Genomic DNA, 23,268 nt, shown 5'->3' with positions numbered 1-23,268 from the left:
CTGAAATGTATAAATAGATATGCAGATGAATGGTCAGCATTGATTTGAGTCTAGAAAGTTCTACCACAGGATGCCTCTTTCTGATTTCTCATCTGCCCTTTTTGTCCACTTTTGATTTATGACCTATCCATTTCCATATAAACCACTCCGAGATTCAATTTCCTACAAGCAGAATGAATATCATATTCGCACTTCTCGTGATCGCCTATGTTCTTATTATCGTTTAAACAAGAGCGATCTGATCAAGTTCCTGATTCAGAAGGAAGAATCTCTTCTGGTGAAGTCTGGTGCCCTTCATTCCTCAGAAACATGAAGGAGCAATTTTTGTTAGATGATGTTGAGTTGGCAATGTTGGCGCATATCGCCAAAAAGAAGCATAAGAAACCACAAGAATACTTAAAGTCCATTATCCGAGAACTATATGCCAAATCCAAGTAATGAAGACTCCAATCAAGAGATCATTGATATGCTTGAGTCCCGCATAGAAAATACTGATCCATGTCTGACCGAAACCATAGGATACTACATTCGTGAACTAGACAAATATAAGCGCCAAAAGGCAGAACAAGATTTAAAGAAGTTTCTTGCCAAACTAGAAGAGGACTCTTAACTCATTTCTATGACCCTTTTTGCCTCAGAGACCTTCCTGAGGCAATTTTTTGGGGCAGAAATTTGTTTCGCACTCGCTCCAGGTGTTATAGATTGGACATTCGCCTTTATCCTATACTGTAATCACGATGAGCAAAGTTCCCATTCATGATTGTGACTCGTGCTCACGCGGAACAAACGCACAATGCTTCTCCACTATTTGTTGTATTCTTGATTTATGTCGTGATTCTGGTGGGAGCGATGGAGGTTTGTTTGCCCAACGCACTCGCACTAGCACTCTTAGATCACTAGACACTGAGTACAAATACCCAGTAGTGATAAACTTCATTTACCTACAAAACCTAATGCCTATAGATAAGCATCCACCCAAATTGAGATTTCTACTTTACTTCTAAGTTCTTAAAGGCACAAGAAGAGTAATAGAAAGGAAACAATTAGAATCGCAATCATGCTGCATGACCGATGGTATGCCCATCTCCAAAGCAAGAGTCGCGCCAAGTTTTTAATCACTTTATTTTCATTCTTTGTACATCAAGATGATCACCAGTTTGCACGGTAATCATCCTATTATACATGCTTTAGGTTTAGTTTCTACTATTGATTTTTTGGTTACACCAGTTATCTACCTCATCGTAAACCCATGCAACGGATCGTCCACCCAAGGATACTTGAGAGGGAAACTCGTTTGTGGAGACTAAACGATAGATCTCAGACTTTGACAGTGTTGTTTTTTCAATTACTTGTTTAAGACGGATAAACTTTGCCATAATTTGTTGCCTCTATAAATATTTGATGTATTTGGTGGTTGGACATAATAGATAATTTGTGCAGATTTGTATCTGCTTTTGTTCTTAGAAATGAAAAAGCAAGTCATAAGACTTGCTTTTTCATTTCATTCCAAGATTTTGCTAGTTACAAGAGGTAGTCTAAGTAAATCCCTAGCAAGTTCTTGAAAGAGAATTTTCCAGATACTTTTAAAGTCACTAAATGCTTTTTATGTATCAGAGTCTAAGACCTTGTTCTAATAGTGCCTCAGACCATCTCTCCATAAACTGTCTTCGCTCTGGTAACAACTCTGATCTATCATACGCTTGGCGAACCTTGTCGCCAATTACATGTGCCATTTGACGCTGAATTACCTGTGCAGGGAATCCAAGAACTTCTTGTCCTGCAGTTAGCGGAATGGATCTTACTCCATGTGCACGAAGTACTGATTTATATCCCATACGGATTAGATGCTGATTTATAGAATAGGGATTCATATGCCCCTTCTCGCCGGATCTTGGTGATGCAAACACAAACTCTTCTTCTCCGTTAAATTTCCTTAGCGTGTTCAGGAGTTCATTGAATGGATTAGTCAGCGGTACAATATGATCTCTACCATTTTTCATTCGCTTTCCAGGTATAACCCATATGTTATTTTCCAAATCTAGTTCATCCCATCGCATGGGGACAAGTGAACCGACACGCAGAAATGTTAAGAACAATGCTTTGACAGCGCAGATTGTCACGCACGATGCTTTTGGTTTGTTTTCCTCTAACTCGTTAAAGAATGCTGGTAGTTGATCCCATGAGAGTGTTGGGTGGTGTGTTACTTCATGCATGTTATCTGCTATCTTAACCTTTAGTGCAGAATTCTGGTCTCGCTCCATCCATCCTTGATCAATTGCATAATCAAAAACTGCTCGCAATACCATAAGAATTTTCTTCGCTTGTACTGGTGCACGGACGCTTACTTTTTTGTAAAGAGCAAGCACGGTCTCTCTACCAGTTTTTCCTGAACTATGCTTATAGTCCCAGGCAAAGCAGTTTATTGGTGTCTCTGCTCCGAACTCAGGAATGATCTGGTTCCATAACATATTCTGATAGTCTTTTCTAGTAGAATCTTTAATCTTAGACTCAGATAAGTATGACTTTGCTACTTCTTCAAGCGTCTGGTTGACTCTTGTTTCTCCTGATGGTTGATCTCTTTTTTTGAAGTCTCTTGGATCTCTACCAGTTTCCTTTGACCAATTCTTGATACGACTCCACTCATCTCTTGCCTCCTTAAGTGTCCATTTACCAGTACCCTTTCCATAGCAACCAATTCTCACCGATACCTGTGTTCCACCACGACCTGGTGGAAATCGCGTTCTACCTTCAAAGGACTTTCCTCCACCAACCTTCACTGGTTCAATAATCAGATAAAGCGAGTCGCCCATACCTACGCTTTGTCGTTTTGACCCTGCTTTAAGTGCTTTCACTTGAGAGTCAGTAGGAATAACTTTTAATTTCATAGATTTCACCTAAATAATAATGTTTAAATAAATGCCCTGCTTCCCTTTTGAGAAGCAGGGCAGTAGCGCAGACTTAAGACCTGAATTTATTGCCTTACTCTTGCTGCTGGTTAGTTGGCATTTTTGCGCCCATCTCTCCATTACCTTTAATTTATCTTAATTCTCCGCTGATTAGGGATTTACTGTGCCAGTTGTATAAGTGGCACCCACTGCGCTGCAGTGCTTCTGCCCACTCCTGCTCATTTCAACAAATCCAGATCCGTGTTGCCCATGGTCCACTTTAGAACTCAGTCTCATGGAAATCCTTACTATCAGTTGTCTGGATATGAAGCGTTATGCCAGTGAAGGCATGACTTCTCCCTCTGCCTGAACTTGGCACACGAATGCAAATTTTCTGTGGGCAATCTCGGCAGCAGACCCTCTTGATCCAGGTATCCACCAACACGCCGCCATTCCACCAACACATCGTCCACATCCCACAACACATCCCACAACACCTTGCCGGGGTACCACCGGACTTACTGGGATTGATAGGGACCATAAAAGCCCTCTAACCCCTTGCATTGCAGGGGTTTTGGGACTTTCTAAGACTCCGAGGGGCAAATTATAAACGGAGAGGGTGGGATTCGAACCCACGGACGGTTGCCCGTCAAACGATTTCGAGTCGTTCGCTTTCGACCACTCAGCCACCTCTCCCGGTGGACCGTGTCGGCGCTTGCGTCACCGGCACCGCAGCACTGTAGGGACCGGTCAACCCAGGCCCTGCTGCAGCGAGCCGCTGCGGCCGCTCGCACGCCAGCCCGGAGGGCCCTGCGCCAGCGGATCCCCGCTCAGCCACACCCGCGGTGGCCCATGGGCCGCCAGCCAGCGGCGCTCACGGGGACCGGGGCGGAAGCCGAGCCAGAGACCGTCAAACGGAGCACTGGGGCTGCCCCGCGCCAGGGCCCCGGCGCCCACCGGTTGCGCCTCCCTCCAGGCCCAGAGGTCCTGCACATCCGGCAGCAGCAGCCAGCGGCGCCGCCCCACCTCCAGCTGCACCCCGCGGCTGAAGCTGGCGATGGCCTCGGCGCTGAGACCCGCACTCCTGAGGCGCTGACCAGGCTGCAGCGGCGGGCTGCCATCGGCGCTGGCCAGCACCAGACCGGCCTGGTCGTGCCAGCAGGCGGTGGGCTCAGGCGGCAATGGATCGAGCAGCAGGGCCCAGTCGAAACGGTCGATGCCCAGGCCCCGGGCCAGCTGGCCGGCCTGGTGGCAGCTGAAGCCGTCGGCCTGCAGGGCCACCAGCGCCGCACGGCCCCGGTGGCGGGCCAGCAGCAGATCACGGTGGCCCTGGTGCACCAGCAGCAGCTGATCGGCCCGCAGCAGGGCCAGGTGCGCCGCCACCGCCACGGCGATCAGGGCCAGGGCCAGCCGTCGCCAGCGCCGCGCCAGGCCGGGGATCGCCAGCCCCAGCACCCCCAGGCACAGCAGCAGCACCAGCCCTGGCACAGGACGACCCAGCTGCCACTGGGCCATCGGCAGGCGGGCGACCCCACGGGCGATCGCCAGCAGCAGCTCCGCCAGGCCAGCCAGGGGAACCAGGGCAGGACCCACCAGCGGCGGTGCCATCAGACCCAGCACGGCCAGCAGCATCGCCCCCAGGGTGAGGGGGGTGAGCAGCGGCGCCGCCAGCAGATTCGCCGGCAGGGAGAAGAGCGGCACGACGCCGAAGTGATGCAACTGCAGGGGCAGGGTCCAGAGAGAGGCGGCCAGGGGCACCGCCGCGGCCGCCGCCAGCCCGCCGCACCAGCCCGGCAGGCGGCGCCTCAGGGCTCGCTCCATCGGACCTGAACTCACCACCAGCGCCGCCGTGGCCACCACGCTGAGCTGGAAGCCCACGTCCGCCAGCCACCGGGGCACCACCAGGAGCAGCAGCAGGGCGCTGGCCAGCAGAATCGCCAGCGGCCGGCCGCGCCGCCCGCACTCCAGCGCCAGCAGCGCCATCGCCGCCATCAGCACCGCCCGCAGCACCGAGGGCTGGGGGCCGGCCAGCAGCACGAACAGCCCCATGGCCCCGCCGGCCAGCAGCACACGGGGGAGGCGCGGCAACCTTCGGGCCAGGGGCAGCACCGCCCCCAGCAGCACGCTGAGGTGAAAGCCCGAGGCGGCCAGGGCATGCGAGAGGCCCGCGGCGCGGAACGCCTCCCGCACCTCGGCCGGCAGCGGCACCACGGCGCTGCCCAGCACCAGAGCCGCCAGCACGCCGCCACGCTCGGGCCCGGCACGCTCCATCAGAGTCCCCGCCAGGTGGCGGCGCAGGTCGGCCACCGGCGTGGCGGGGCGCGCCAGCACCTCGAACCGCTCCACCTGCAGCTGGCTGGCGGCCTGGTGGCGGGCCAGCCGTTCGGCCGGACCGGCGAGCAGCGGATGGGGCGCCGGCCGGGGCCGCCGCAGCCGGCCCTCCACCGCCAGCCGCCAACCCTGCTGCAGCGCCGGACTGGGGCAGGGGCTGAACTGCAACTCGCTGCGGCCCACAGGCAACTGCAGCAGAGCGCTGCAGCGCCCACCCCCTTCCCCCCCGTCGCCGCCACGGCCCCCCGGGCTTCTGGGATCGGCCATCATGGTGCCCACCAGGCGCACCGCCTGCGGCCCGCCGCGCTCATCCAGCCGCAGGGCGGGATCCCCCGGGGCCGGAGCGAGCGGCTCCAGGCACACGAGCACGGCGCGCAGCAGCACCAGGCCCAGCAGCACCCCCCAGATCAGTCCCTTGAGCCCGCGTCCGCCCATGGCCGCCGTTCCCGCTGCATCCGGAACTCAGGGTTGCCACCAACACCGGGGCGATGGAAGGTGGAGATCGGAGGTGGAGACCGGTGGCGGAGATCGGTGGCGGAGACCAGGGGATTTCAGAGACGTGGGATCCGCAGCAGCAGGTCGCAGAGCTGGGCGCTGGGCAGCTCCTGACCGAGCAGCGGCGCCACCAGGGAGGCCACCGGCCGCAGCCGGCAGGGCCAGTAGGCCCGCTCGCTGAGGCGGCCCAGCTGGAACGAGCCGAGCAGCACAACCGCCAGCAGCACGGTCCGCCGGTTCATGGCCACGTGCTGAAGATCAGGGGATGGCGCCTGGCCTGTAGCCGAGGCGCCGGAAATCCGCCTGGTACAGCCGAGCCAGACGGTTGAGGCTGTGGCGATCCAGCTGCTCGATCCGGTAGTGCTTCTGCGACCGGTTCAGGTGGGGGAGGGTGGGCTGCAGGCGCTGACTGGCATCCAGCAGCGTCAGCAGCGTGTTGACATCATCGTGAAAGCGCTCGAAGCGACCGATGAACTGGGGCTGAATGATCTTCAGACGCTTCATCTGTGGAGCGAACCCGGAGATCTTTCTATAAGCGCCGTTCGACCGCAGCCGGTCCACCACGTCGCCAAGACTGGGAGCGTCATCCAGCAGCCAAAGCCGCAGACGGACCATTGGCGAGGGATCCTCGATCTGCCTGTAGCGCCGCTCATGCCGCTGCGCCATGTCGACGTAGTAGTTGCAGGCACTGACGAAGCGGTCCACCGGATGGCGCACGAAGGTGAACCGGAACCACTGCTGCCAGTCGACGGGCAGTCCGCGCTTGGAATGGTGGCTGTGCCGGTGCGGGTACCCCAGCAGGCTCTCGATCGTCTGACCACCGGTCTTTGGGATGTGCAGGAACAGGGCCCTGCGCTCGGGAATCAGCAACATGGGTGGGGAGGCTCGGGGCGGCTTCAGGACGCCAGCAGCGGGAAGCCCAGGGCCTCGCGCTCGGCGAGCCAGGCTTCGGCCACCTGGCGGGCCAGGGTGCGGATCCGGCCGATGGTGGCGGTGCGCTCCGTCACCGAGATCACGCCGCGGGCCTCCAGCAGGTTGAAGGTGTGGCTGCACTTGAGCACGAAATCCAGGGCGGGAGCCGGCAGGCCCCGGGCCACCAGATCCCCCGCCTCGGCCTCGTAGAGGGCGAACAGCTGTTGGAGGCGCTCGGGGTTGGCGGCCTCGAAGTTGTAGGTGCACTGGCCCTTCTCGAAGGGCAGCCAGATCTCGCCGTAGCTGCGCTCGCCGTTCCAGCTGAGATCCCAGATGCTCTCCACGTCCTGGAGGTACATGGCCAGGCGCTCGAGGCCGTAGGTGATCTCGATCGACACGGGCCGGCAGTCGAGGCCGCCGCACTGCTGGAAATAGGTGAACTGGGTCACCTCCATGCCGTCGAGCCACACCTCCCAGCCCACGCCCCAGGCGCCGAGGGTGGGCGACTCCCAGTTGTCCTCCACGAAGCGGATGTCGTGGTCGGCGGCGCGGATGCCGAGGGCCTCCAGGGAGGCCAGGTAGGTCTCCTGGATGCCGTCGGGCGACGGCTTGATCAGCACCTGGTACTGGAAATAGTGCTGGGCCCGGTTGGGGTTGTCGCCGTAGCGGCCGTCGGTGGGGCGGCGACAGGGCTCCGGGTAGGCCACGGCCCAGGGCTCCGGGCCGATCGCCCGCAGCACCGTGTGGGGACTCATCGTGCCCGCGCCCTTCTCGGTGTCGTAGGGCTGGAGGATCAGGCAGCCCTGCTCGGCCCAGAAGCGGTTCAGGGTGGCGATGATGTCCTGGAAGTGCACGGAGGCCGGCCTGCTGGCGGTCATTGTGTCGTCCTGGGGGCCTGCAGCTGCAGCAGGCCCATGAGCCCGCCGGCCAGGGGGCGGTGGCGGGCGAGGGCAAAGCCGGCCCGGCGGGCCAGCGCTTCCTGCCCGGCGGCGGTGGGGAAGCGCTCCAGGCTGCGCTCCAGGTAGGCGTAGTGCTCCTCCAGCCCCACCGTGGCGGCCACCGGCACCACCAGGCGGCGCAGCAGCTGGCGCTGCAGGGCGGCGGTGCGGCGACCGCCGGCGCTGGCGGTGTCCGGTCGGTTGAAATCCAGCACCACGGCCCGGCCGCCGGGGCGCAGCAGGCGGCGCAGCTCCGCCAGGCCGGCGGCCGGATCGGCCAGGTTGCGCAGGCCGTAGGCCATCACCGCGCCGTCCACGCAGCCGTCGGCAAGGCCCGTGGCCAGGGCATCGGCCTGGCGCCAGTCGAGCGGCAGCCAGGGCTGGCGGGCCGCACGCTGACGGGCCAGCCGCAGCGGGGCGGCGGCGCGGTCCAGGCCCAGCACCCCGCCGCCGGGCCGCACCCGGGCGGCCATCAGCAGGGCCAGATCACCGGTGCCGCAGCAGAGATCGAGCAGCCGCTGGCCGGGGACCGGGGCCAGCCAGGCGATCGCCTGGCGTTTCCAGAGCCGGTGCAGGCCGAGGCTGAGCAGGTCGTTGAGGCGGTCGTAGCGGGGAGCGATCTGCTCGAACAGGTCGTCGACCGCCTCGGGATCACCGGGCCGGAAGGTCGGCATCGAGGCTCACCCAGCCGCCGTCAGGCCAGGTCAGGGTATCCGGCAGCAGCACCGCATCGAGGGTCACCCCGGCGTCGAGCGGCGGCGCGCCGGCCAGCAGCGGCCGCGGTCCGGTGAGGGTGATCACCATCACCGTGGCCAGCCCCACGGCGGAGCAGCACACCATGCAGCCGGCCAGCATCAGCGAGAACTCCTGACGGTCGGTGGCGGCCTGCATCAGCTGCAATGCCCAGGCCACCAGGGCGATCACGGCCGCCACCAGCAGCAGGGCGATGGTGGTGATCAGGGGCTGGTGCAGGGCGGCCACAAGAAAGGAGATGGCTGGTGAAACGGCTGATACCCAATGTAACGGCTGGTAACGGCAGCGGGGCAAAGATGAGAGCACTGCAGGGTGCCGCAACAGCCCGGGCCGGGGCGCCCCTGGAGCTCACCGCGCCATCGGCTCCGGCGGCTGCACCTGCTCCGGCTCGGGCGGGCGGACCGGCAGACCGCGGCCGAGCAGGTCGGTCTTGATCGCCTCCACCGTGAGCACCCCATCGTGCAGGAGCGAGGCCAGCAGCGCCGCCGAGGCATGGCCGCCCTCGGGCCCGGCGTCGAGGGCGGCGGCGATGTGGTCGATGCAGCCCGCTCCTCCCGAGGCGATCACGGGCACCTCCACCGCGTCGGCCACCGCCCGGGTGAGGGCCAGGTCGTAGCCGGCCTGGGTGCCGTCGCCATCCATGGAGGTGAGCAGGATCTCGCCGGCCCCCAGCGCCACCACCCGCCGGGCCCAGGCCACGGCATCGAGGCCGGTGTTCTCGCGGCCTCCCTTGACGTACACGTCCCAGCCACCGGTCTGGCGGCGGCGGGCGTCGATCGCCACCACGATGCACTGGCAGCCGAAGCGCTCGGCGCCGCGGGCCACCAGCTCGGGATCACGCACGGCGGCGGAATTGAGGCTCACCTTGTCGGCGCCGGCGCGCAGCAGCGCGGTGATCCCCTCCACGCCGCTGATGCCGCCGCCCACCGTGAAGGGGATGGTCACGGCCTCGGCGGTGCGGCGCACCAGGTCCACGAGCGTGGCGCGCTCCTGGTGGCTGGCGGCGATGTCCAGGAACACCAGCTCATCGGCTCCGGAGGCGCTGTAGCGGCAGGCCAGCTCCACCGGATCGCCGGCATCGCGCAGGCCCACGAAGTTCACGCCCTTCACCACCCGGCCCTCGGCCACGTCGAGACAGGGGATGATCCGCTTGGCAACCATTGGGCGAGCCTAGGGACTTGGTCAGCTGAAGCCAGGGCCGCCCGGGGGCGTCAGCCAGAAGTGGGGCGCCAGCCAGAGGAGGGGCTCCAGCAGGCGGCAGCCGAGCGCCCGGGGAGCGGGCGAAACCGCTGTGCCGGTCTGGGGCCCTGATACTGATAAGGTTGCGCCACTTTTGCACCGCGCCGAGAGCCCATGGCCCAGGCTGCCACGATCAACATCGGCTCCCGGGTGCGCGTCGCCCGCGTGCGCGACCGCATCCCCGCCGATCTGGTCGAGGCCCTGCGCAGTGATCCCAGCGGCACCGTGAAGGGCTTCCGCACCGTGGACGGCCAGGGCATCGGTGTGGTGGTCGAACTGTCCGGCGGCCAGACCGCCTGGTTCTTCGACGACGAGATCACCCCCGCCTGAGTCCCCAGCGCCAACGGCCTTGACCAGCAGCCCCAACCCCGAAGCCAGCAGCGGTTCAGCAGCGCGACAACTGCTGGGCATGAAGGGTGCCGCAGGCAGCGACAACATCTGGCGGATCCGGCTGCAGCTGATGAAGCCGGTCACCTGGATCCCCCTGATCTGGGGCGTGGTGTGCGGCGCCGCCGCCTCCGGCAACTTCCACTGGACCCTGCCGGAGGTGGGAGCCTCGATCGCCTGCATGCTGATGAGCGGGCCACTGCTGGCCGGCTACACGCAGACGATCAACGACTACTACGACCGCGAGATCGACGCCATCAACGAGCCCTACCGGCCGATCCCCTCGGGGGCGATCCCGCTGGGGCAGGTCAAGGCCCAGATCTGGATCCTGCTCCTGGCCGGCCTGGGCGTGGCCTACGGCCTCGACGTCTGGGCCGGTCACGACACGCCGGTGCTGCTGCTGCTGGCCCTGGGCGGCTCGCTGGTGAGCTTCATCTACTCGGCGCCGCCGCTGAAGCTCAAGCAGAACGGCTGGCTCGGCAACTACGCCCTCGGCGCCAGCTACATCGCCCTGCCCTGGTGGGCCGGCCAGGCCCTCTTCGGTGAGCTCACCTGGGCCACGGCGATCCTCACCCTCGCCTACTCGCTGGCGGGGCTCGGCATCGCCGTGGTGAACGACTTCAAGAGCGTCGAGGGCGACCGGGCCCTGGGACTGCAGAGCCTGCCGGTGGTGTTCGGCGTGCAACGGGCCAGCTGGATCAGCGCCGGCATGATCGACATCTTCCAGCTGGCAATGGTTGCCGTACTGATCGCCATCGGGCAGCATTTCGCTGCCGTTCTGCTGGTGCTGCTGATCATCCCGCAGATCACCTTCCAGGACATCTGGCTTCTGCGGGATCCGGTGGCCTTCGATGTGAAGTATCAGGCGAGCGCCCAGCCGTTTCTGGTGCTGGGCATGCTGGTGACGGCCCTGGCGATCGGCCACAGCCCCCTGGTGACCTGAGGTGACCCGCACCATCCCGGCCACTGCCACCGTCCCCGCCAGCCGTCAGCGCGGGGATGGCCGCAGGCTGGTGGTTGCCGGCGTGGCGGCCGCCGTGCTCGGTGGCGGCGTGGCGGTGGTGCAGTCGAGCGTGGTGGGCGGATTCGACGCCCTGCTGCCCGACGCCAGCGGCATCAGCCACTTCAACCGCCCCGGCACCCTCACCATCCTCTCGGCCGACGGCCAGGTGGTGCAGAAGCTGGGGCCGGTGTCGCGCGAGAAGCTGAGCAGTGGAGCGGTGCCGCCCCTGGTGGAGCAGGCGTTCATCGCCGCCGAGGACCGCCGCTTCTACCGCCACGACGGCGTGGACCTGCAGGGCATCGCCCGGGCCCTGGTGCGCAACATCTCGCGGGGCTCCGTGGAGGAGGGGGCCAGCACCATCACCCAGCAGCTGGCCCGGATCGTGTTCCTCAGCCAGGACCGCACCATCATCCGCAAGGTGAAGGAAGCGGCCCTGGCCGGAAAGCTGGAGCGGCAGCTCAGCAAGCGCCAGATCCTCACCGAGTATCTCAATCTGGTGTATCTGGGCTCCAGCGCCTACGGCGTCGCCGACGCCGCCTGGATCTACTTCTCCAAGACCCCCGAGCAGCTCACCCTGCCGGAGGCGGCGATGATCGCCGGCCTGCCACCGGCACCATCGGTGTATTCGCCGCTGGTGAACCCGGAGCTGGCCCTGCAGCGGCGCCGGATCGTGCTGCGGCGCATGCAGGAGGCGGGCTTCATCAGCGCCAGCCAGCAGGCCGAGGCGGAGGGAGCGCCGCTGGGGCTCAGACCGGCCGATCCCAAGTTCTGGGAGAGCCGCGCCCCCTTCTTCGGCAGCTGGGTGCAGCAGGAACTGGCCACCGTGCTCAGCAAGGAGCAACTCGAGGTGGGCGGCCTCACCGTGCGCAGCAGCATCAACCTGGCCTGGCAGGAGGAAGCCGACAAAACCATCCGCACCTACGCCACCGGCGGCATGGAGGGGGCCCTGGTGGCGATGGAGCCCGGCACCGGTCTGGTGCGGGCGATGGTGGGCGGCAAGGACTTCAACAAGAGCCAGTTCAACCGGGCCACCCTGGCGATGCGCTCGCCGGGGTCCACCTTCAAGCTGTTCACCTACACCGCCGCCATCGACGCCGGCCTGAGGCCCGAGGACACGGTGGACAACAAGGAGCGCTGCATCCTCGACGGCTGGCCCCCCAAGCGCTTCTGCATCAAGGGCGCGGCAGGGAGAAGCAGCATCTCCATCACCAACGCCATCGCCCGCTCTCTGAACGCCGCCTCGGTGGACCTGGCGGAGAAGGTGGGCTACCCGAAGGTGATCGAGACCGCCAAGACGCTGGGCATGGTGGGCAAGATCGGCGAGTACCCGTCGATGGTGCTGGGCGCCAACGAGCAGTACATGGTGGACATGGCCGCGGCCTACGCCGCGATCAACAACCGCGGCGTGTTCGTGAAAGCCACCCCGTTCGAGGAGATCTACGGGCCTGACGGGGAACTGCTCTGGAGCCGCCGGGTGGACGGCGACAAGGGGCGCCGGGCGGTGCGCAGCGAGGTGGCCGACGCGGTGCAGTGGATGCTGCAGCAGGCGGTGAAGGGCGGCACGGGTTCCGGTGCGGCGCTGCCGGACCGGCCCGTGGCCGGCAAGACCGGCACCTCGGAGGGCGCCCGCGACCTCTGGTTCGTGGGCTCGATCCCGCAGCTCACCACCGCGGTGTGGCTGGGCTATGACACCAACCGCAAGACCGGCAGCAGCAGCGCCCTGGCCACCTACGCCTGGCGCCGCTTCATGGAGTCGATCACCAAGGGCATGCCGGTGGAGCAGTTCCCGCCCAAGCCCGTGCTCACCGGCACCTTCAAGAAGCCCGCGGCGAAGCCCAAGCCCGCTCCCAAGCCCCGGGAGCAGGGCTACGGCGAACCCGAAGCCGAGCGCTGGCGCCGGCCCGAGGCCGACACCAGCGATCCCGCGCCGATCCCCGAACCCGACTGGCAGCCGGAGCCGGAACCCGAACCCTCCTTCCGCTCCACACCTGCACCGGCGCCCGCCCCGGCGCCACGCCCCGCGCCGGCCCCGGCGCCTGCTCCGGCACCAGCCCCGGCTCCGGCTCCCGAGCCCGCCCCGGCGGCACCACCACCGCCGCCCCCGGCCGCCGCGGCACCGCCACCGCCGCCGCCACCGCCCGAGCCCTGAACTCAGGCCCTGGCTGACGGCCCAGCCGCGCCCGGGGCCAGCAGCCGGGCCGCGAAGAACCCGTCACCCTCGCCGTCACCGGGCCACCACTGCTGCCGCAGCTCCTGCCGCCAGCCGGGGTGATCGGCGAGAAAGGCATCGATCAGCTCGCCGTTCTCGGCCGGGTGCACGGTGCAGGTGGCGTAGAGCAGCACCCCGCCCGGCCGCAGCAGCGGCAGCACCCCCTCCAGCAGCCGGCGCTGCAGGACTGCCAGCTCGGCGACCGCCGCCGGCTCGATGCGCCAGCGGGCGTCGGCATGGCGGGCCAGGGTGCCCAGCCCCGAGCAGGGCACATCCAACAGCACACGGTCGAAGCGTCCGTGCCAGTCGGGTCTGAGGGCCGCCAGCTCGGCCGCATCGGCCGCCAGGCTCTGGATGCAGCGCAGCCCCAGCCGCGCCGCGTTGCGCTCCAGGCGCTGCAGCCGTCCCGCAGAGCGGTCCACCGCCCACACCTCCCCCTGATCCTCCATCAGCTCGGCGAGGTGGGTGCTCTTGCCGCCGGGGGCGGCGCAGGCGTCCAGCAGCCGCTCCCCCGGGCGCGGATCGAGCAGGGGGGCGATGCGCTGGGCGCTGCGGTCCTGCACGCACCAGCGGCCCTCGGCATAGCCGGGCAGCTGGCGGGGATCGCCCACCCGGCCGCGCAGGGTGATGGCCTGCTCCAGCCCCTCACCCATGGGCGGCTCGGCCGCCACGGCCGCCGCGGCCAGGTGGCCCAGCAGGGCCTCACGGCTGCCGCGCAGCCGGTTCACGCGCAGATCCAGATGCGGCGGCTGGTTGCAGGCCCGCCCGAAGGCCTCGGCCCGCTCGGAAGGCAGCCACTGCAGCAGCAGCTCCGCCAGCCAGGGCGGCAGGGAATGGCGCAGGGCCAGGCTGGCCGCGGCGTTCTCAGGCAGCGGCAGGCCGCGCCAGGGCTCGACCCCGGGCTCGGGCGCAGGCACCAGCTCCTGGCGGCGTCGCAGCAGCTGGCGCAGCATCCCGTTCACCACCGGCGCCAGCCGGGCCAGACCGGTGCGCTTGGCCAGCTCCACGCTGGTGCTCACCGCCGCCGCGGCCGGCACCCCCCGGCTGAACAGCAGCTGGTAGGCGCCCAGGTGCAGGAGCCAGCGCAGCTTCGGGGGCTGGCGGGCCGCCGGCACCCGGCCCAGGGCGTCGAGCCAGGCGTCCAGCAGCCGCCGCTGGCGGATGGCGCCGTAGGCCAGCTCGGTGGCCAGGGCCCGGTCGGCGGGGGGCAGGTCGCAGCGCTGCAGCTCCCGCTCCAGGGCCAGATCGGCGTAGGCGCCGCCGGCCACGGCCAGCAGCACCTGCCAGGCCAGCCGACGGGGCTCCAGGCCGATGGCGGCGCGGTCAGCCGGGAGGTGGGGCGGCAGGGGGGCGGACAGGGGACGGCGGCACGTCGGGCGGCACCCACAGATAGCGCCTCAGCGGCAGCCGGCCCGCCTCGTCCACCGCGATCCCCTCCTCCAGCAGCAGCTGACGCTGGATCCAGTCGCTGCCCTCGCGGCTGGGGGTGAAGCTGATGCGGCCTTGGGCGTTCACCACCCGGTGCCAGGGCACGGGCGAGGGCAGCGCCAGGCGCCGCAGCGCCCAGCCCACCTGGCGCGCGCAGCCGTAGGCGCCGATCAGCTCGGCGATCTGGCCGTAGGTGGCGAGCCGGCCGCGAGGCACCAGCGCCACCGCCGCGTACACGCGCTGATCGAAGCTGGCCTGGGCACGGGGCGAGGCGCCGGACATCGCGCAGACCGCCGGCGCAGCGGCGGGAGTGGTCTCGGCAGCTGTCCTACTGCCGCATCTGCAGACTGCGAAGACCCAAGCCACACCCTGCCGCGACCGTCCCATGCCGCTGCTGCCACGCCGCTTCGAGCGCCTCCGGGCCGTGCTGGACCGGCGCATGGGCGATCTCACGGTGCTGCTGGAGCAGGTGGAGAAGCCCCACAACCTCTCGGCGATCCTGCGCAGCTGCGACGCGGTCGGGGTGCTGGAGGCCCACGCGGTGTGTCTGGAGGGGCGCCTGCCCACGTTCAACAGCACCGCCCAGGGCAGCCAGAAATGGGTGCCGCTGCACCTGCACGCCGGCAGCGCCGCGGCGCTGGCGGCGCTCAAGGGCCAGGGCTTCCGGCTCTACGGCACGCACCTGAGCGCCGAGGCCGTGGACTACCGCCAGTGCGACTTCACCGGGCCCACGGCCTTCGTGCTGGGGGCGGAGAAGTGGGGTCTGAGCGCGGAGGCCGCGGCCCTGGTGGACCAGCCCGTGATCATCCCGATGCGGGGCATGGTGCAGTCCCTGAACGTGAGCGTGGCCGCCGCCACGCTGCTGTTCGAAGCGCTGCGGCAGCGCCAGGCGGCGGGGCTGGTGCCGGAGGCCGGCGAGGGGGTGGGGCCGGAGCGCTACCGGCGCCAACTGTTCGAGTGGGCCTACCCGGAGGTAGCCGCCTGGTGCCGCGCTCAGGGCCGCGACTACCCGGCCCTCGACGCCGAAGGGGCCATCGCGGAGGATCTGCCGCGCACGCTGCGGCTGCGCTGCTGAGGGGCAGGCGGAAGCTGCAGGCTTCCGCGGCTCCAGAGGTGCGGACAGGTGCTGCTCGGCAACCAGAGGGCGAAGCCGAGGGCCATCAGCTCAAGTGGCACCTGCCGGCCGCTCAGCAGCACCACCGCCACGGCGACGGCGCCGATCAGCATCTGCAGCAGCCGCCACACGTCGTCGGGCTCGCGGCGACTGTTCCAGAGCAGGGCGATTCCGCTCACCAGCAGCACCAGGTCGAGCCACCAGGGCATGGTGTCCTCCACCGCCGCAGCAACACCCCGATTCTGGCGCAGGCCGGCGGGCGGGATTCAGGGCAGGCAGCCGCGCAGCCGCTCCTCGAGCTGGGCGGACAGCCCCTCCACCTGCCGGCGGGTGGGGCCGTCCGCCGCCGGGTTGGCGGGCAGCGGCTCGTCCACGCGGATGGGCTCGGCCACCACCAGGCGGGCATGGCGGCGGCCGAGACGCGGACGGGCGGGCAGGGCGCCGCCGCTCAGCCGGGCCAGACCGTCGTGGAGCAGCAGGGCGATGTCGGCGCAGCGCTCGAACTCAGGCGGGCCGCCCCCCGCGGAGCCGTCGCCGGGCCGGCCCAGGTAGCCGCCGGAGACGGCCACGAAGGTTTCCACCAGCCGCATGTGCTGCAGCGCCAGGGAGGCCTCGGCGGCGGCCCGGTCGGCGAGGAAGCGCTGCAGAGGGGCCAGGCGGCGGCGGGGGGGCAGGTCTTCGCGGTGGATCCAGCGCCAGGCCACCTCCTCGAGGCGGCGGCAACGGTCTGGGGCGGTGCCGGCCGCGCGCACCGCCAGCCGCGCTTCCGCCAGCCGCAGCACGCGGTCCTGCAACCCAGCGATGCGGCCGTCGCAGTGGTCCGCCTGGTCCGCCCGCCGCGGCCGGCCATCGCCTTCGCCAGTGCGCTCGCCTTCGCCGCTGCGCTCGCCCTCGCCCTCGCCGAAGCGGCCGTAGAAGCCCTCCAGGGCGCTGAGCAGGTGCTCGCCCAGCCGCAGCAGCCGCTGCCGGCAGCGCTCCGGCAGCGGGTCAGCGCCGGGAAAGCCGCTGGCGCCGGCCGCTGCAGATGACGGTGGCCGTGGCAGCGGTGGCAGTGGGAGCGGTGGCAGGCCCATCTGCCGCTCCAGCCGCCCCAGCAGACGCTCGAGGCGCGGCCAGGGGGCATCGGGATAGCGGTACTGGATGCCGATCGGCACGATCCACACCGTCTCGGCGCGGCCGGCGCGGCGCAGGTCGTCGCGGCACCAGAGGGCCAGCCGGGCGCTGCCGGGCTCCAGGGGGCCGAGCCCGTGGCCCAGGCCGTTGGTGGCCCCCTCCGGCGCCACCGCGAACGGGAAGGGGCCATCGCGCATCAGCGCCCGGGCCTGGCGCAGGGCGCTCCAGTCGGGGTGACGGCCGCGCCGCAGCGACACCCCGCCCAGCCGGGAGAGCAGCCAGCCCAGGGGACGGCCGGCCCACAGGGGCATGCCGCGGTCGTAGAGGAAGTGCACCGGCTGGGGCCGCAGGGCCGGCGGCAACCCGCGCGAGAACAGCCACAGGCCGCAGAGGGGATCGTCCACGGCGCTGTGGCGGAAGGCCAGCAGCAGGCGGCAGCGCCCCTGCCGGAACTGCTCCAGCAGGTGGAACAGCGGCGCGCCGTTCACGAGCTCCAGGCGGGTGATGCCCGCCGGCAGCCAGCCCACCAGCCGCCAGCGCAGCAGCAGCGGCAGCAGGGCATACACCAGCCGCAGCACCTCGGGCCGGTAGGCCGGCGGGATCGGCGCCAGCGGCGGTTGCACCCGGGCGGTGCGCTGCGCAGCCATGGCGGAAACGGGACGGGGAAGGGGCAGCGGGTGGAATCAGCGGGCGGCACGGGCGGCCTGGCCGGAGCCGCTCAGCCAGCTCTCCAGACCCTCGCCCAGGAACGACAGCCCCAGCACCAGCACGAACATCGCCAGGCCGGGATAGAGGGCGGTCCACCAGATGCCGGTGGGCAGGGCGGTGAGAGCCTGCTGCAGGTCACCGCCCCACTCGGGGATGGTTTCGGGCAGGCCGAGGCCGAGGAAACCGAGGCCGCCGAGCACCAGCACGGCGTCGGCGGCGTTGAGGGTGAGCAGCACCGGCACCGAGGTGATCACGTTGCGGAACAGGTAGCGGCGCAGGATCCACAGCGGCCCGGCGCCCAGGGAGCGGGCGGCCTCCACGTAGAGCTCGGCCTTCACCTGGGCGCTCTGGTTGCGCACCACGCGGAAGTACTGGGGGATGTACACCACGCACAGGGCAGCGGCGGCGTTGGGCAGGCCGCGGCCGAGCAGGAAAGCCAGCACCACCGAGAGCAGCAGCACCGGCAGGGTGTAGAGGGTGTCCATCAGCAGCACCAGCAGGCGGTCGACCCAGCCGCCCAGGTAGCCGCTCACCATCCCCAGCGGCACGCCGATCACCAGCGCCGTCACCAGGGCCAGCAGCACCACCTGCAGCGCCACGCCGCTGGCCGAGAGGGTGCGCACGCACACGTCGCGGCCGAGGCGGTCGGTGCCGCACCAGTGGGCCGGCGAGGGCGTGGCGTAGATGAGGTTGTCGAGGCCGGCGTTGGGATCGGGCAGCAGCCCGGCCGACACCAGCAGCGGCGTCAGCAGCGCCACCAGCACGTAGACCGCCACGATGATCACCCCCCAGCGGGCCATGCGGCCCGAGAGGCTGGCGGGGCGGGCGCGCCACCAGGGGGGGGCGGGCGCTGCAGCAGGCGCTGTTGGACCCGGCGGCGGTGAATCGGACATCAGGCCTCGCGCCGGCAGGGTGACGGGCCGATCCTGCCAAGCGGGGCGGGGCGGGGCAACGTCGAGGCCAGCCTGCGTGCCTCAGCCGGGGAGCCGCTGGATCGGGCAGCGGGGTCCCGGCGCTGCGGCCAGCCGCCGGTCAGCGGTGAGCAGGGCACAGCCCAGCGCTTCGGCAAGGGCCACATAGGTGGCGTCGTACGCGCTGAGGTTTGGGCGCAGTTGCCACACCCGCCCCAGGAGTGGGGCATGGGGGAAGCGACGGATGCCAAGGCGGCGGTACACGGCCAGGGGATCCACCGGCAGGTCGCCAGGCAGGACTCTGCGCAGGTCGAGGCGCCGCAGCACCGAGGCCACCTCCACATCGAGGAGGTGCGGGGCGACCAGCGTCTCCTCCCGCAGGAGTCTGCGTGCCGGGCCGGCGTGCAGCAGGGCGTCCACCACCGCCGAGGCGTCCACCACGATCACCGTTCGGCCCGCTCCGCGGCGAGGGCCTGCACGATCGCGTCGGTGGGCACGCTGGTATGCGCGAGTCCATCGAGGAGGGCGGCGTTGTCAGCCCGGCGGGAGGCCTCCTCCAACTCCCGCACCGCGAAGGCGGTGAGGGAGAGGCCGGCCCGGGCCGCCAGCCACTCCAGCCGCTCGACCACCTCGAGCGGCACGTTGCGGAGGTAGAGGGTTTTCCCGGGCGTCGCGGCGTTTGCTGGCATGAAGCAAGCTCAGTGCAAGCATCCTAGCGATCTGCCCCCGCTCACACCCCGTTCCAGATCAGCTCCAGCCAGCGGTCGCCCCTGAACATCCCCTGGCCCCAGGTGGCCTCCAGGTCGGCCAGGGGGCGGGCCTCGATCGCCTGGGGCAGGGTGAAGCCCTGGGCCTTGAGGGCGACCAGGCGCTGCTGCACGGTGGCCAGCATGCGGCGGTAGTCGACGAGCTCGGCGCGGCTGCCCACCGCGGGGCCGTGGCCGGGGATGAGGCGGGTGTCCTCGCCGGCCAGCAGCAGCAGGCGGTCCACCCCGGCGATGGCGCCGGCGAGGGTGCCGCCGTGGCGGGTGTCGATGAAGGGGTACATGCCGTTGAACCACACGTCGCCGGTGTGGATCACATCGGCGTTGCGGAAGCGCACGATCACGTCGCCGTCGGTGTGGGCGGCCGGTAGGTGCAGCAGGTCGATGATCTCGCCGTTGAGCCGCAGGCGCAGGTCGCGCTCGAAGGTGACGGGCGGCAGGGCGGTGGCGGCGGCGGGCGGGGTCACGAGCCCGAAGGCCTCGAGCATGGTGCCTTCAGCCAGGCGCCGGTGGGTGTTCTCGTGGGCCACGATCACGGCGCCGGTGGCGGCGAACCCGGCGTTGCCGTCGGTGTGGTCGGCGTGGAAGTGGGTGTTCACCAGCAGCCGGGGTGAGGGCGCCGGCTGGGGGGTGGCGGCCTTGGGGGCCGGCGGCGGGGGCGCGGCTGTTGCGGGCGCGGTTGCGGGCGCCGGCTTGGTGGCGGCGGGTTTGGGGGGTGAGGGCGGAGCGGGGGGCACGCTGGGCGCAGCCGGCGGACTGGCCAGGGCGGCGATGGCGGTGCGGATCGCCTCGGCCTGGCGGGCGTAGCCGCCATCCACCAGCAGCACGCCGCCGGGCCCGCTGAGCACGCCGATGTTGGCGCCATCACTGGTGATCACCCCCACGGCCCCGCGCACCACCGCCGAGGTCACCGGCTTGGGGTTGGCTGCGGGGGCAGGCGCCGCTGTGGCAGGAGCGGCGGGAGTGGCGGCTGCCGGAGCGGGAGCGGGTGCCGGTGCCGGTGCAGCTGGCTGAGCGGCGGGTGCGGCGGGAGCTGGGGTGGCCGGTGCGGGCGTGGCGGGTGCAGGAGCCTGGGTCTGCGCCAAACCCGGCCGCCAGCCCGGCATCCCCAGCAGCAGGGCCACCAGCACGGTCAGGGCGGTGAGCAGAGGAAGGCGACGCATGGCGGCTGCAGGCGGCTGGGCGGCGGTTTCAGGATGCCGCCCCGCTGGCGCCGCCGTGCCTCCCAGTGGTCAGACGCCGCTTCAGCCCCCCAGCACCCGCAGCACGCCCACCAGGGCCATCACCCACAGGACCAGACCCGCCAGGAAGCTGATGCCGAAGCCCGGCCCGCGCTTCTCGGGGGCCTGCAGGTAGCCGGCGGCGTAGGCCACCCGGGCGCCCACCCAGATGAAGCCCAGCAGGCTGGCCCAGCGGGCGCTGGCCAGCAGGGCCGCCAGCCACAGCGAGGGCAGGAAGAACACCAGCTGCTCGAGGGTGTTCTGCTGCACGCGCAGGGCGCGCTGGAAGGGCTCGGGGCCGTCGCTGGACGGCGGCTTGACGCCATGGCGGAAGCGGGCCCGCCCCACCAGCAGGCCGGTGGCCTGATACAGCAGCAGGGCCAGCAGGGTGACGAGGGCCGGCAGGACCGGCACCTGGGCGGGCAGCACGGGCAGGGGGAGCGGCATGACGGGCGGGCGACCAACCCAGCATGCCCGCCGCTCGCGGGGCTGCGGCAAGCCAGCAAAAGATGCGCATTAAGATGCGCATCACGCGCGCACCAGGGAGCCAGCGATCGCGATGCGCACCACCCTCGATCTGCCGGATCCCCTGTTCGCCAGGCTCAAGGCACGGGCGGCCCACGAACGCCTCTCGCTCAAGCAGTTGCTCCGCCTCTTCGTGGAACGGGGCCTCGATCAACCGTCATCCGCAAGCGCCGGTCGCCGTTCCGCAGCCACATTGCCCAGGGTGGAAGGGCCACTGACGACCCCTGCCGGTCAGCTCAGCAACGCCGGGCTGGCGGCCCTTCTGGAGGAATGAGCCCCGGCACCACCGACGCCCCAGCCACCGATCTCCCCGACCTGAACGTGTGGCTGGCCCTCACCTGCACGGGCCACGTCCATCACCAGACAGCGGTGCGCTACTGGGAGGAGCTGGCCGCAGGTGAGGTGCGGTTCTGCACGGTCACAGCCCTCGGCCTGGTGCGTCTGCTGTGTCAGCCCAGGGTGATGGGAGAGCTGGTTCACACGCCAGCGCAGGCCTCGGCGGTGCTGAAGGAGCTGGCAGCCCAGCCCGGGGTGTCCTTCAGCGAAGCGGAAGGGCGCGCCTGGGATGTGTTTCATGCCCTGGTGCGAGAGCCAGGCCTGAGTCATCGGCAGTGCACCGATGCCCATCTGGCCTCTCTGGCCATCAGCGAGGGTCTGCGGCTGGTGACCTTCGACCAGGGATTCAACCGGTTTGCGGGGCTCACCTGGCTGCGGCTGGATTGAACGGATCCGATTTCCATCCAGATCCGCAGCCAAAGACATGCGTTTTGCATGCGCTATGGTCAGAGGGTGGCGGTGCATGAACTCCATGGCATCTCTGCAGATCCGCGATGTGCCTGAGCCCCTGCGCCAGTTACTCATGCAACGGGCCCGCACGCAGAAACGCAGTCTCAGCCAGCAGGCCCTTGTGGATCTGGAAGCACTGGTGGGCGGCGACCCCCGGGCGCGCCGGCGTCAGGTTCTGCAACGCATTCAGGAGCGCTGGCAGCGGATTCCTCCCATGCACTGGGATGAACCGCCAGAGGAACTGATCCGCGCAGACCGCGAGCGCTGATGACGTCGGTGCTGGTGCTCGACGCCTCGGTTGCGGTGAGGCTGGTGACCAACACCTGCGGCCAGGACGACTGGGGTGATCAGATCGAACAAGCGGCCCTGGTGCTGGCTCCAGAGCTGATGCTCACCGAAGTGGCCAATGTCCTCTGGAAACTGCAGCGATCGAACGCCCTCCAGCACGTCGATCCTCAGGTGCTGCTGGCGGATGCGCGGGAGCTGGTGGATGCCATCGAACCCGACCGAAGCCTCCAGGTGGAGGCCCTGGCCCTGGCCTGCCATCTGAACCACCCCGTGTACGACTGCCTCTATCTCGCCCTGGCCCGACGCCAGGCCGCCCGCCTGCTGACGGCTGACCGACGACTCCAGCTCCTGGCGAGCCAGGTGCTGCCCTGACGGGCCACGATCGCCATGGCCGGCTGAAAGCCTCAGCGGGGCAATAGCGTTGGGTCATGGCCACCGCCACCCTGCCCTGGACGCGTCCCCAGCCCTTGCCGGCCCGAGTGGACCTGGGCCCGGGGCTGGAGCCTGAGGCGCTCACGGCCGGCGTGCGGGCGCTTGTGGCGTTCGGATCCCGCGCCCGGGGCGACGCCCACTCGGAATCCGACCTCGACCTCGCGGTGATCTGCGCCGAGCGGTTGGCGGGGTCGCGGTGGCACGTGATGGGAGATGTGGCGCGCGAGGGGCGGGTGCTGTATGTCACCGGCTGAGGACGCCGCCCTGCACCTCGATCCGGCCCTGCGGGAGCTGCAGACCTACGCGGTGGAGGCTCGCTACGAGGAGGGGCCATTCCCCCTTCCAGCCCCGCGGCAGGAGCTGCTGAAAGCAATCGAACAGTTGCTGGCCGACTGCCAGGCTGTGGTGGAGGCCGCGGGCACTGGCAGGTAGGCACCTGTGGCGCAGGAGGTCGAAACGCCGCCCGTCGTCTTCCAGTTCAGCGCGGCCATCGCCATCTCAGCTGCGTGATCCCGAAGACACCTGGTTGGTTTCGATTCACCGCAGCGGGCATCGCTTGATTGGAGCAGCGTGTTCCGTTTATGGAAACCATGTTTGTGATCGAAGCGCTGCATCCGGATGGATGGCGGCCGCAAGGCAGGGCCAAGCTGGAGTACTGGGCCTATCAGGAAGCGCAGATGCGCTGCTGCTCCGATGGCCGCAATTACCGGATCCTCAAGGAAGACGCCAACGAGATCGTCGCGCTGATCAACACCAGCAGCTGCAGGCGGAGCGGACACCCCACTGCTGTGCACGAGCGCAGCCATGCAGGTGGTGCGTAGTACTCA

The 23,268-nt window shown here is 67.8% G+C and carries 29 protein-coding genes and 1 tRNA gene; 11 read left to right on the top strand and 19 right to left on the bottom strand.

From position 1 onward, the window contains the following. Window positions 1-1,193: 1,193 nt before the first annotated feature. From KBY90_RS00705 to hisF, 10 genes are all read right to left on the bottom strand, one after another. Window positions 1,194-1,376 (bottom strand): AlpA family transcriptional regulator, encoded by a 183-nt coding sequence (locus KBY90_RS00705; protein WP_254966479.1) that lies wholly within the window; start codon window positions 1,374-1,376, stop codon window positions 1,194-1,196. A 234-nt stretch (window positions 1,377-1,610) separates the two neighbouring features. Further along, window positions 1,611-2,885 carry a site-specific integrase gene (locus tag KBY90_RS00700; protein ID WP_254966477.1) on the bottom strand — a complete coding sequence of 425 codons (1,275 nt, stop codon included), beginning with the start codon at window positions 2,883-2,885 and terminating at the stop codon, window positions 1,611-1,613. Window positions 2,886-3,496: 611 nt separating this feature from the next. Beyond that, window positions 3,497-3,581, bottom strand: a tRNA-Ser gene (locus KBY90_RS00695). A gap of 54 nt (window positions 3,582-3,635) precedes the next feature. Beyond that, a complete protein-coding gene (locus tag KBY90_RS00690) occupies window positions 3,636-5,651 on the bottom strand; it encodes a ComEC/Rec2 family competence protein (RefSeq protein ID WP_254966476.1) in 2,016 nt (671 codons plus the stop codon). A 116-nt stretch (window positions 5,652-5,767) separates the two neighbouring features. Next, window positions 5,768-5,953 (bottom strand): hypothetical protein, encoded by a 186-nt coding sequence (locus KBY90_RS00685; RefSeq protein WP_254966475.1) that lies wholly within the window; start codon window positions 5,951-5,953, stop codon window positions 5,768-5,770. Window positions 5,954-5,969: 16 nt separating this feature from the next. Then, window positions 5,970-6,584 (bottom strand): sulfotransferase family 2 domain-containing protein, encoded by a 615-nt coding sequence (locus KBY90_RS00680; protein ID WP_254966474.1) that lies wholly within the window; start codon window positions 6,582-6,584, stop codon window positions 5,970-5,972. Window positions 6,585-6,607: 23 nt separating this feature from the next. Further along, window positions 6,608-7,477: a glycine--tRNA ligase subunit alpha gene (gene glyQ / locus KBY90_RS00675; protein WP_254966473.1), complete on the bottom strand. Its 870-nt coding sequence runs from the start codon at window positions 7,475-7,477 to the stop codon at window positions 6,608-6,610. Window positions 7,478-7,497: 20 nt separating this feature from the next. Then, on the bottom strand, window positions 7,498-8,235 hold the full coding sequence (gene ubiE / locus KBY90_RS00670) for a bifunctional demethylmenaquinone methyltransferase/2-methoxy-6-polyprenyl-1,4-benzoquinol methylase UbiE (RefSeq protein ID WP_254966472.1): 738 nt from the start codon (window positions 8,233-8,235) through the stop codon (window positions 7,498-7,500). Continuing rightward, window positions 8,213-8,542: a hypothetical protein gene (locus KBY90_RS00665; RefSeq protein ID WP_254966470.1), complete on the bottom strand. Its 330-nt coding sequence runs from the start codon at window positions 8,540-8,542 to the stop codon at window positions 8,213-8,215. Before KBY90_RS00665 ends, ubiE begins: the two co-directional genes overlap by 23 nt. 120 nt (window positions 8,543-8,662) lie before the next feature. Further along, a complete protein-coding gene (gene hisF, locus KBY90_RS00660; RefSeq protein WP_254966468.1) occupies window positions 8,663-9,475 on the bottom strand; it encodes an imidazole glycerol phosphate synthase subunit HisF in 813 nt (270 codons plus the stop codon). A gap of 192 nt (window positions 9,476-9,667) precedes the next feature. Between hisF and KBY90_RS00655 the strand changes: the two genes are divergently transcribed. Genes KBY90_RS00655 through KBY90_RS00645 form a run of 3 tightly spaced genes read left to right on the top strand, consistent with a single transcriptional unit; the run spans window position 9,668 to window position 13,092 of the window. Next, window positions 9,668-9,883 (top strand): DUF2862 domain-containing protein, encoded by a 216-nt coding sequence (locus KBY90_RS00655; protein WP_254966467.1) that lies wholly within the window; start codon window positions 9,668-9,670, stop codon window positions 9,881-9,883. Between the two features lie 19 nt (window positions 9,884-9,902). Next, window positions 9,903-10,883, top strand: a complete 981-nt coding sequence (chlG, locus tag KBY90_RS00650) for a chlorophyll synthase ChlG (protein ID WP_254966465.1) — start codon at window positions 9,903-9,905, stop codon at window positions 10,881-10,883. Between the two features lies 1 nt (window position 10,884). Then, window positions 10,885-13,092, top strand: a complete 2,208-nt coding sequence (locus tag KBY90_RS00645) for a PBP1A family penicillin-binding protein (protein WP_396122474.1) — start codon at window positions 10,885-10,887, stop codon at window positions 13,090-13,092. A 2-nt stretch (window positions 13,093-13,094) separates the two neighbouring features. Here the strand turns inward: KBY90_RS00645 and KBY90_RS00640 are convergent, their stop codons facing one another. Both KBY90_RS00640 and KBY90_RS00635 read right to left on the bottom strand, forming a co-directional pair. Then, window positions 13,095-14,510 carry a 16S rRNA (cytosine(967)-C(5))-methyltransferase gene (locus tag KBY90_RS00640; RefSeq protein ID WP_396122495.1) on the bottom strand — a complete coding sequence of 472 codons (1,416 nt, stop codon included), beginning with the start codon at window positions 14,508-14,510 and terminating at the stop codon, window positions 13,095-13,097. Further along, on the bottom strand, window positions 14,476-14,862 hold the full coding sequence (locus KBY90_RS00635; protein WP_254966464.1) for an MGMT family protein: 387 nt from the start codon (window positions 14,860-14,862) through the stop codon (window positions 14,476-14,478). The genes KBY90_RS00640 and KBY90_RS00635 overlap by 35 nt, the downstream gene beginning before the upstream one ends. Window positions 14,863-14,965: 103 nt before the next feature. Here KBY90_RS00635 and trmH point away from each other — a divergent pair, with 103 nt between their 5' ends. Continuing rightward, entirely contained in the window at window positions 14,966-15,655 is a 690-nt protein-coding gene (gene trmH / locus KBY90_RS00630; protein WP_254966463.1) for a tRNA (guanosine(18)-2'-O)-methyltransferase TrmH, read from the top strand. On the opposite strand, the gene KBY90_RS00625 is transcribed toward trmH, so the two are convergent. The 7 genes from KBY90_RS00625 to KBY90_RS00595 form a co-directional block, all read right to left on the bottom strand. Further along, a complete protein-coding gene (locus KBY90_RS00625; protein WP_254966462.1) occupies window positions 15,586-15,915 on the bottom strand; it encodes a hypothetical protein in 330 nt (109 codons plus the stop codon). The two genes, trmH and KBY90_RS00625, sit on opposite strands and share 70 nt — an antisense overlap. 45 nt (window positions 15,916-15,960) lie before the next feature. Beyond that, window positions 15,961-17,454: a 1-acyl-sn-glycerol-3-phosphate acyltransferase gene (locus KBY90_RS00620; RefSeq protein ID WP_254966461.1), complete on the bottom strand. Its 1,494-nt coding sequence runs from the start codon at window positions 17,452-17,454 to the stop codon at window positions 15,961-15,963. A gap of 36 nt (window positions 17,455-17,490) precedes the next feature. Next, complete coding sequence (locus KBY90_RS00615; protein WP_254966902.1) at window positions 17,491-18,315, bottom strand: ABC transporter permease; 825 nt, start codon at window positions 18,313-18,315, stop codon at window positions 17,491-17,493. A gap of 174 nt (window positions 18,316-18,489) precedes the next feature. Then, a complete protein-coding gene (locus KBY90_RS00610) occupies window positions 18,490-18,873 on the bottom strand; it encodes a type II toxin-antitoxin system VapC family toxin (protein ID WP_254966460.1) in 384 nt (127 codons plus the stop codon). Beyond that, on the bottom strand, window positions 18,870-19,115 hold the full coding sequence (locus tag KBY90_RS00605; protein WP_254966459.1) for a hypothetical protein: 246 nt from the start codon (window positions 19,113-19,115) through the stop codon (window positions 18,870-18,872). Before KBY90_RS00605 ends, KBY90_RS00610 begins: the two co-directional genes overlap by 4 nt. A 41-nt stretch (window positions 19,116-19,156) precedes the next feature. After that, window positions 19,157-20,353 (bottom strand): MBL fold metallo-hydrolase, encoded by a 1,197-nt coding sequence (locus KBY90_RS00600; RefSeq protein ID WP_254966458.1) that lies wholly within the window; start codon window positions 20,351-20,353, stop codon window positions 19,157-19,159. A gap of 81 nt (window positions 20,354-20,434) precedes the next feature. Continuing rightward, window positions 20,435-20,857 (bottom strand): MAPEG family protein, encoded by a 423-nt coding sequence (locus KBY90_RS00595; RefSeq protein WP_254966457.1) that lies wholly within the window; start codon window positions 20,855-20,857, stop codon window positions 20,435-20,437. A 112-nt stretch (window positions 20,858-20,969) separates the two neighbouring features. On the opposite strand from KBY90_RS00595, the gene KBY90_RS00590 reads away from it, so the two are divergent. The 7 genes from KBY90_RS00590 to KBY90_RS00560 all read left to right on the top strand — a co-directional run bounded on the left by KBY90_RS00590 (window position 20,970) and on the right by KBY90_RS00560 (window position 23,262). Continuing rightward, window positions 20,970-21,209 carry a hypothetical protein gene (locus KBY90_RS00590; RefSeq protein ID WP_254966456.1) on the top strand — a complete coding sequence of 80 codons (240 nt, stop codon included), beginning with the start codon at window positions 20,970-20,972 and terminating at the stop codon, window positions 21,207-21,209. Then, a complete protein-coding gene (locus KBY90_RS00585) occupies window positions 21,206-21,658 on the top strand; it encodes a TA system VapC family ribonuclease toxin (RefSeq protein WP_254966455.1) in 453 nt (150 codons plus the stop codon). Before KBY90_RS00590 ends, KBY90_RS00585 begins: the two co-directional genes overlap by 4 nt. A gap of 85 nt (window positions 21,659-21,743) precedes the next feature. Next, window positions 21,744-21,989, top strand: coding sequence for a hypothetical protein (locus KBY90_RS00580; protein WP_254966454.1), 246 nt, complete (start codon window positions 21,744-21,746; stop codon window positions 21,987-21,989). Next, the gene (locus KBY90_RS00575) at window positions 21,989-22,381 is read left to right on the top strand and encodes a type II toxin-antitoxin system VapC family toxin (RefSeq protein ID WP_254966453.1); all 393 of its coding nucleotides are present in this window, start codon (window positions 21,989-21,991) and stop codon (window positions 22,379-22,381) included. The genes KBY90_RS00580 and KBY90_RS00575 overlap by 1 nt, the downstream gene beginning before the upstream one ends. Before the next feature lie 56 nt (window positions 22,382-22,437). Further along, window positions 22,438-22,695 (top strand): nucleotidyltransferase family protein, encoded by a 258-nt coding sequence (locus KBY90_RS00570; RefSeq protein WP_254966452.1) that lies wholly within the window; start codon window positions 22,438-22,440, stop codon window positions 22,693-22,695. Next, window positions 22,682-22,873, top strand: a complete 192-nt coding sequence (locus KBY90_RS00565) for a hypothetical protein (RefSeq protein ID WP_254966451.1) — start codon at window positions 22,682-22,684, stop codon at window positions 22,871-22,873. Before KBY90_RS00570 ends, KBY90_RS00565 begins: the two co-directional genes overlap by 14 nt. 128 nt (window positions 22,874-23,001) lie before the next feature. Then, entirely contained in the window at window positions 23,002-23,262 is a 261-nt protein-coding gene (locus KBY90_RS00560) for a hypothetical protein (RefSeq protein ID WP_254966450.1), read from the top strand. Window positions 23,263-23,268: the final 6 nt, after the last annotated feature.

This window comes from Cyanobium sp. CH-040 (assembly GCF_024346135.1).
In the GTDB taxonomy this organism is placed as follows: domain Bacteria; phylum Cyanobacteriota; class Cyanobacteriia; order PCC-6307; family Cyanobiaceae; genus NIES-981.
The sequence above is the reverse complement of the archived record's forward strand: the minus strand, read 5'-3'. Positions and strand labels throughout refer to the sequence as shown.

What these genes read in the sequence shown, in the direction of transcription:
- KBY90_RS00620 (WP_254966461.1), bottom strand. Translation starts at nt 17,454, where the DNA reads ATGGCTGCGCAGCGCACCGCCCGGGTGCAACCGCCGCTGGCGCCGATC.
- KBY90_RS00600 (WP_254966458.1), bottom strand. Translation starts at nt 20,353, where the DNA reads ATGCGTCGCCTTCCTCTGCTCACCGCCCTGACCGTGCTGGTGGCCCTG.
- hisF (WP_254966468.1), bottom strand. Translation starts at nt 9,475, where the DNA reads ATGGTTGCCAAGCGGATCATCCCCTGTCTCGACGTGGCCGAGGGCCGG.
- KBY90_RS00575 (WP_254966453.1), top strand. Translation starts at nt 21,989, where the DNA reads ATGACGTCGGTGCTGGTGCTCGACGCCTCGGTTGCGGTGAGGCTGGTG.
- KBY90_RS00705 (WP_254966479.1), bottom strand. Translation starts at nt 1,376, where the DNA reads ATGGCAAAGTTTATCCGTCTTAAACAAGTAATTGAAAAAACAACACTG.
- KBY90_RS00570 (WP_254966452.1), top strand. Translation starts at nt 22,438, where the DNA reads ATGGCCACCGCCACCCTGCCCTGGACGCGTCCCCAGCCCTTGCCGGCC.
- ubiE (WP_254966472.1), bottom strand. Translation starts at nt 8,235, where the DNA reads ATGCCGACCTTCCGGCCCGGTGATCCCGAGGCGGTCGACGACCTGTTC.
- KBY90_RS00605 (WP_254966459.1), bottom strand. Translation starts at nt 19,115, where the DNA reads ATGCCAGCAAACGCCGCGACGCCCGGGAAAACCCTCTACCTCCGCAAC.
- KBY90_RS00700 (WP_254966477.1), bottom strand. Translation starts at nt 2,885, where the DNA reads ATGAAATTAAAAGTTATTCCTACTGACTCTCAAGTGAAAGCACTTAAA.
- KBY90_RS00655 (WP_254966467.1), top strand. Translation starts at nt 9,668, where the DNA reads ATGGCCCAGGCTGCCACGATCAACATCGGCTCCCGGGTGCGCGTCGCC.
- KBY90_RS00580 (WP_254966454.1), top strand. Translation starts at nt 21,744, where the DNA reads ATGGCATCTCTGCAGATCCGCGATGTGCCTGAGCCCCTGCGCCAGTTA.
- KBY90_RS00680 (WP_254966474.1), bottom strand. Translation starts at nt 6,584, where the DNA reads ATGTTGCTGATTCCCGAGCGCAGGGCCCTGTTCCTGCACATCCCAAAG.
- KBY90_RS00615 (WP_254966902.1), bottom strand. Translation starts at nt 18,315, where the DNA reads ATGGCCCGCTGGGGGGTGATCATCGTGGCGGTCTACGTGCTGGTGGCG.
- trmH (WP_254966463.1), top strand. Translation starts at nt 14,966, where the DNA reads ATGCCGCTGCTGCCACGCCGCTTCGAGCGCCTCCGGGCCGTGCTGGAC.
- KBY90_RS00635 (WP_254966464.1), bottom strand. Translation starts at nt 14,862, where the DNA reads ATGTCCGGCGCCTCGCCCCGTGCCCAGGCCAGCTTCGATCAGCGCGTG.
- KBY90_RS00590 (WP_254966456.1), top strand. Translation starts at nt 20,970, where the DNA reads ATGCGCACCACCCTCGATCTGCCGGATCCCCTGTTCGCCAGGCTCAAG.
- KBY90_RS00585 (WP_254966455.1), top strand. Translation starts at nt 21,206, where the DNA reads ATGAGCCCCGGCACCACCGACGCCCCAGCCACCGATCTCCCCGACCTG.
- KBY90_RS00565 (WP_254966451.1), top strand. Translation starts at nt 22,682, where the DNA reads ATGTCACCGGCTGAGGACGCCGCCCTGCACCTCGATCCGGCCCTGCGG.
- KBY90_RS00595 (WP_254966457.1), bottom strand. Translation starts at nt 20,857, where the DNA reads ATGCCGCTCCCCCTGCCCGTGCTGCCCGCCCAGGTGCCGGTCCTGCCG.
- KBY90_RS00685 (WP_254966475.1), bottom strand. Translation starts at nt 5,953, where the DNA reads ATGAACCGGCGGACCGTGCTGCTGGCGGTTGTGCTGCTCGGCTCGTTC.
- KBY90_RS00690 (WP_254966476.1), bottom strand. Translation starts at nt 5,651, where the DNA reads ATGGGCGGACGCGGGCTCAAGGGACTGATCTGGGGGGTGCTGCTGGGC.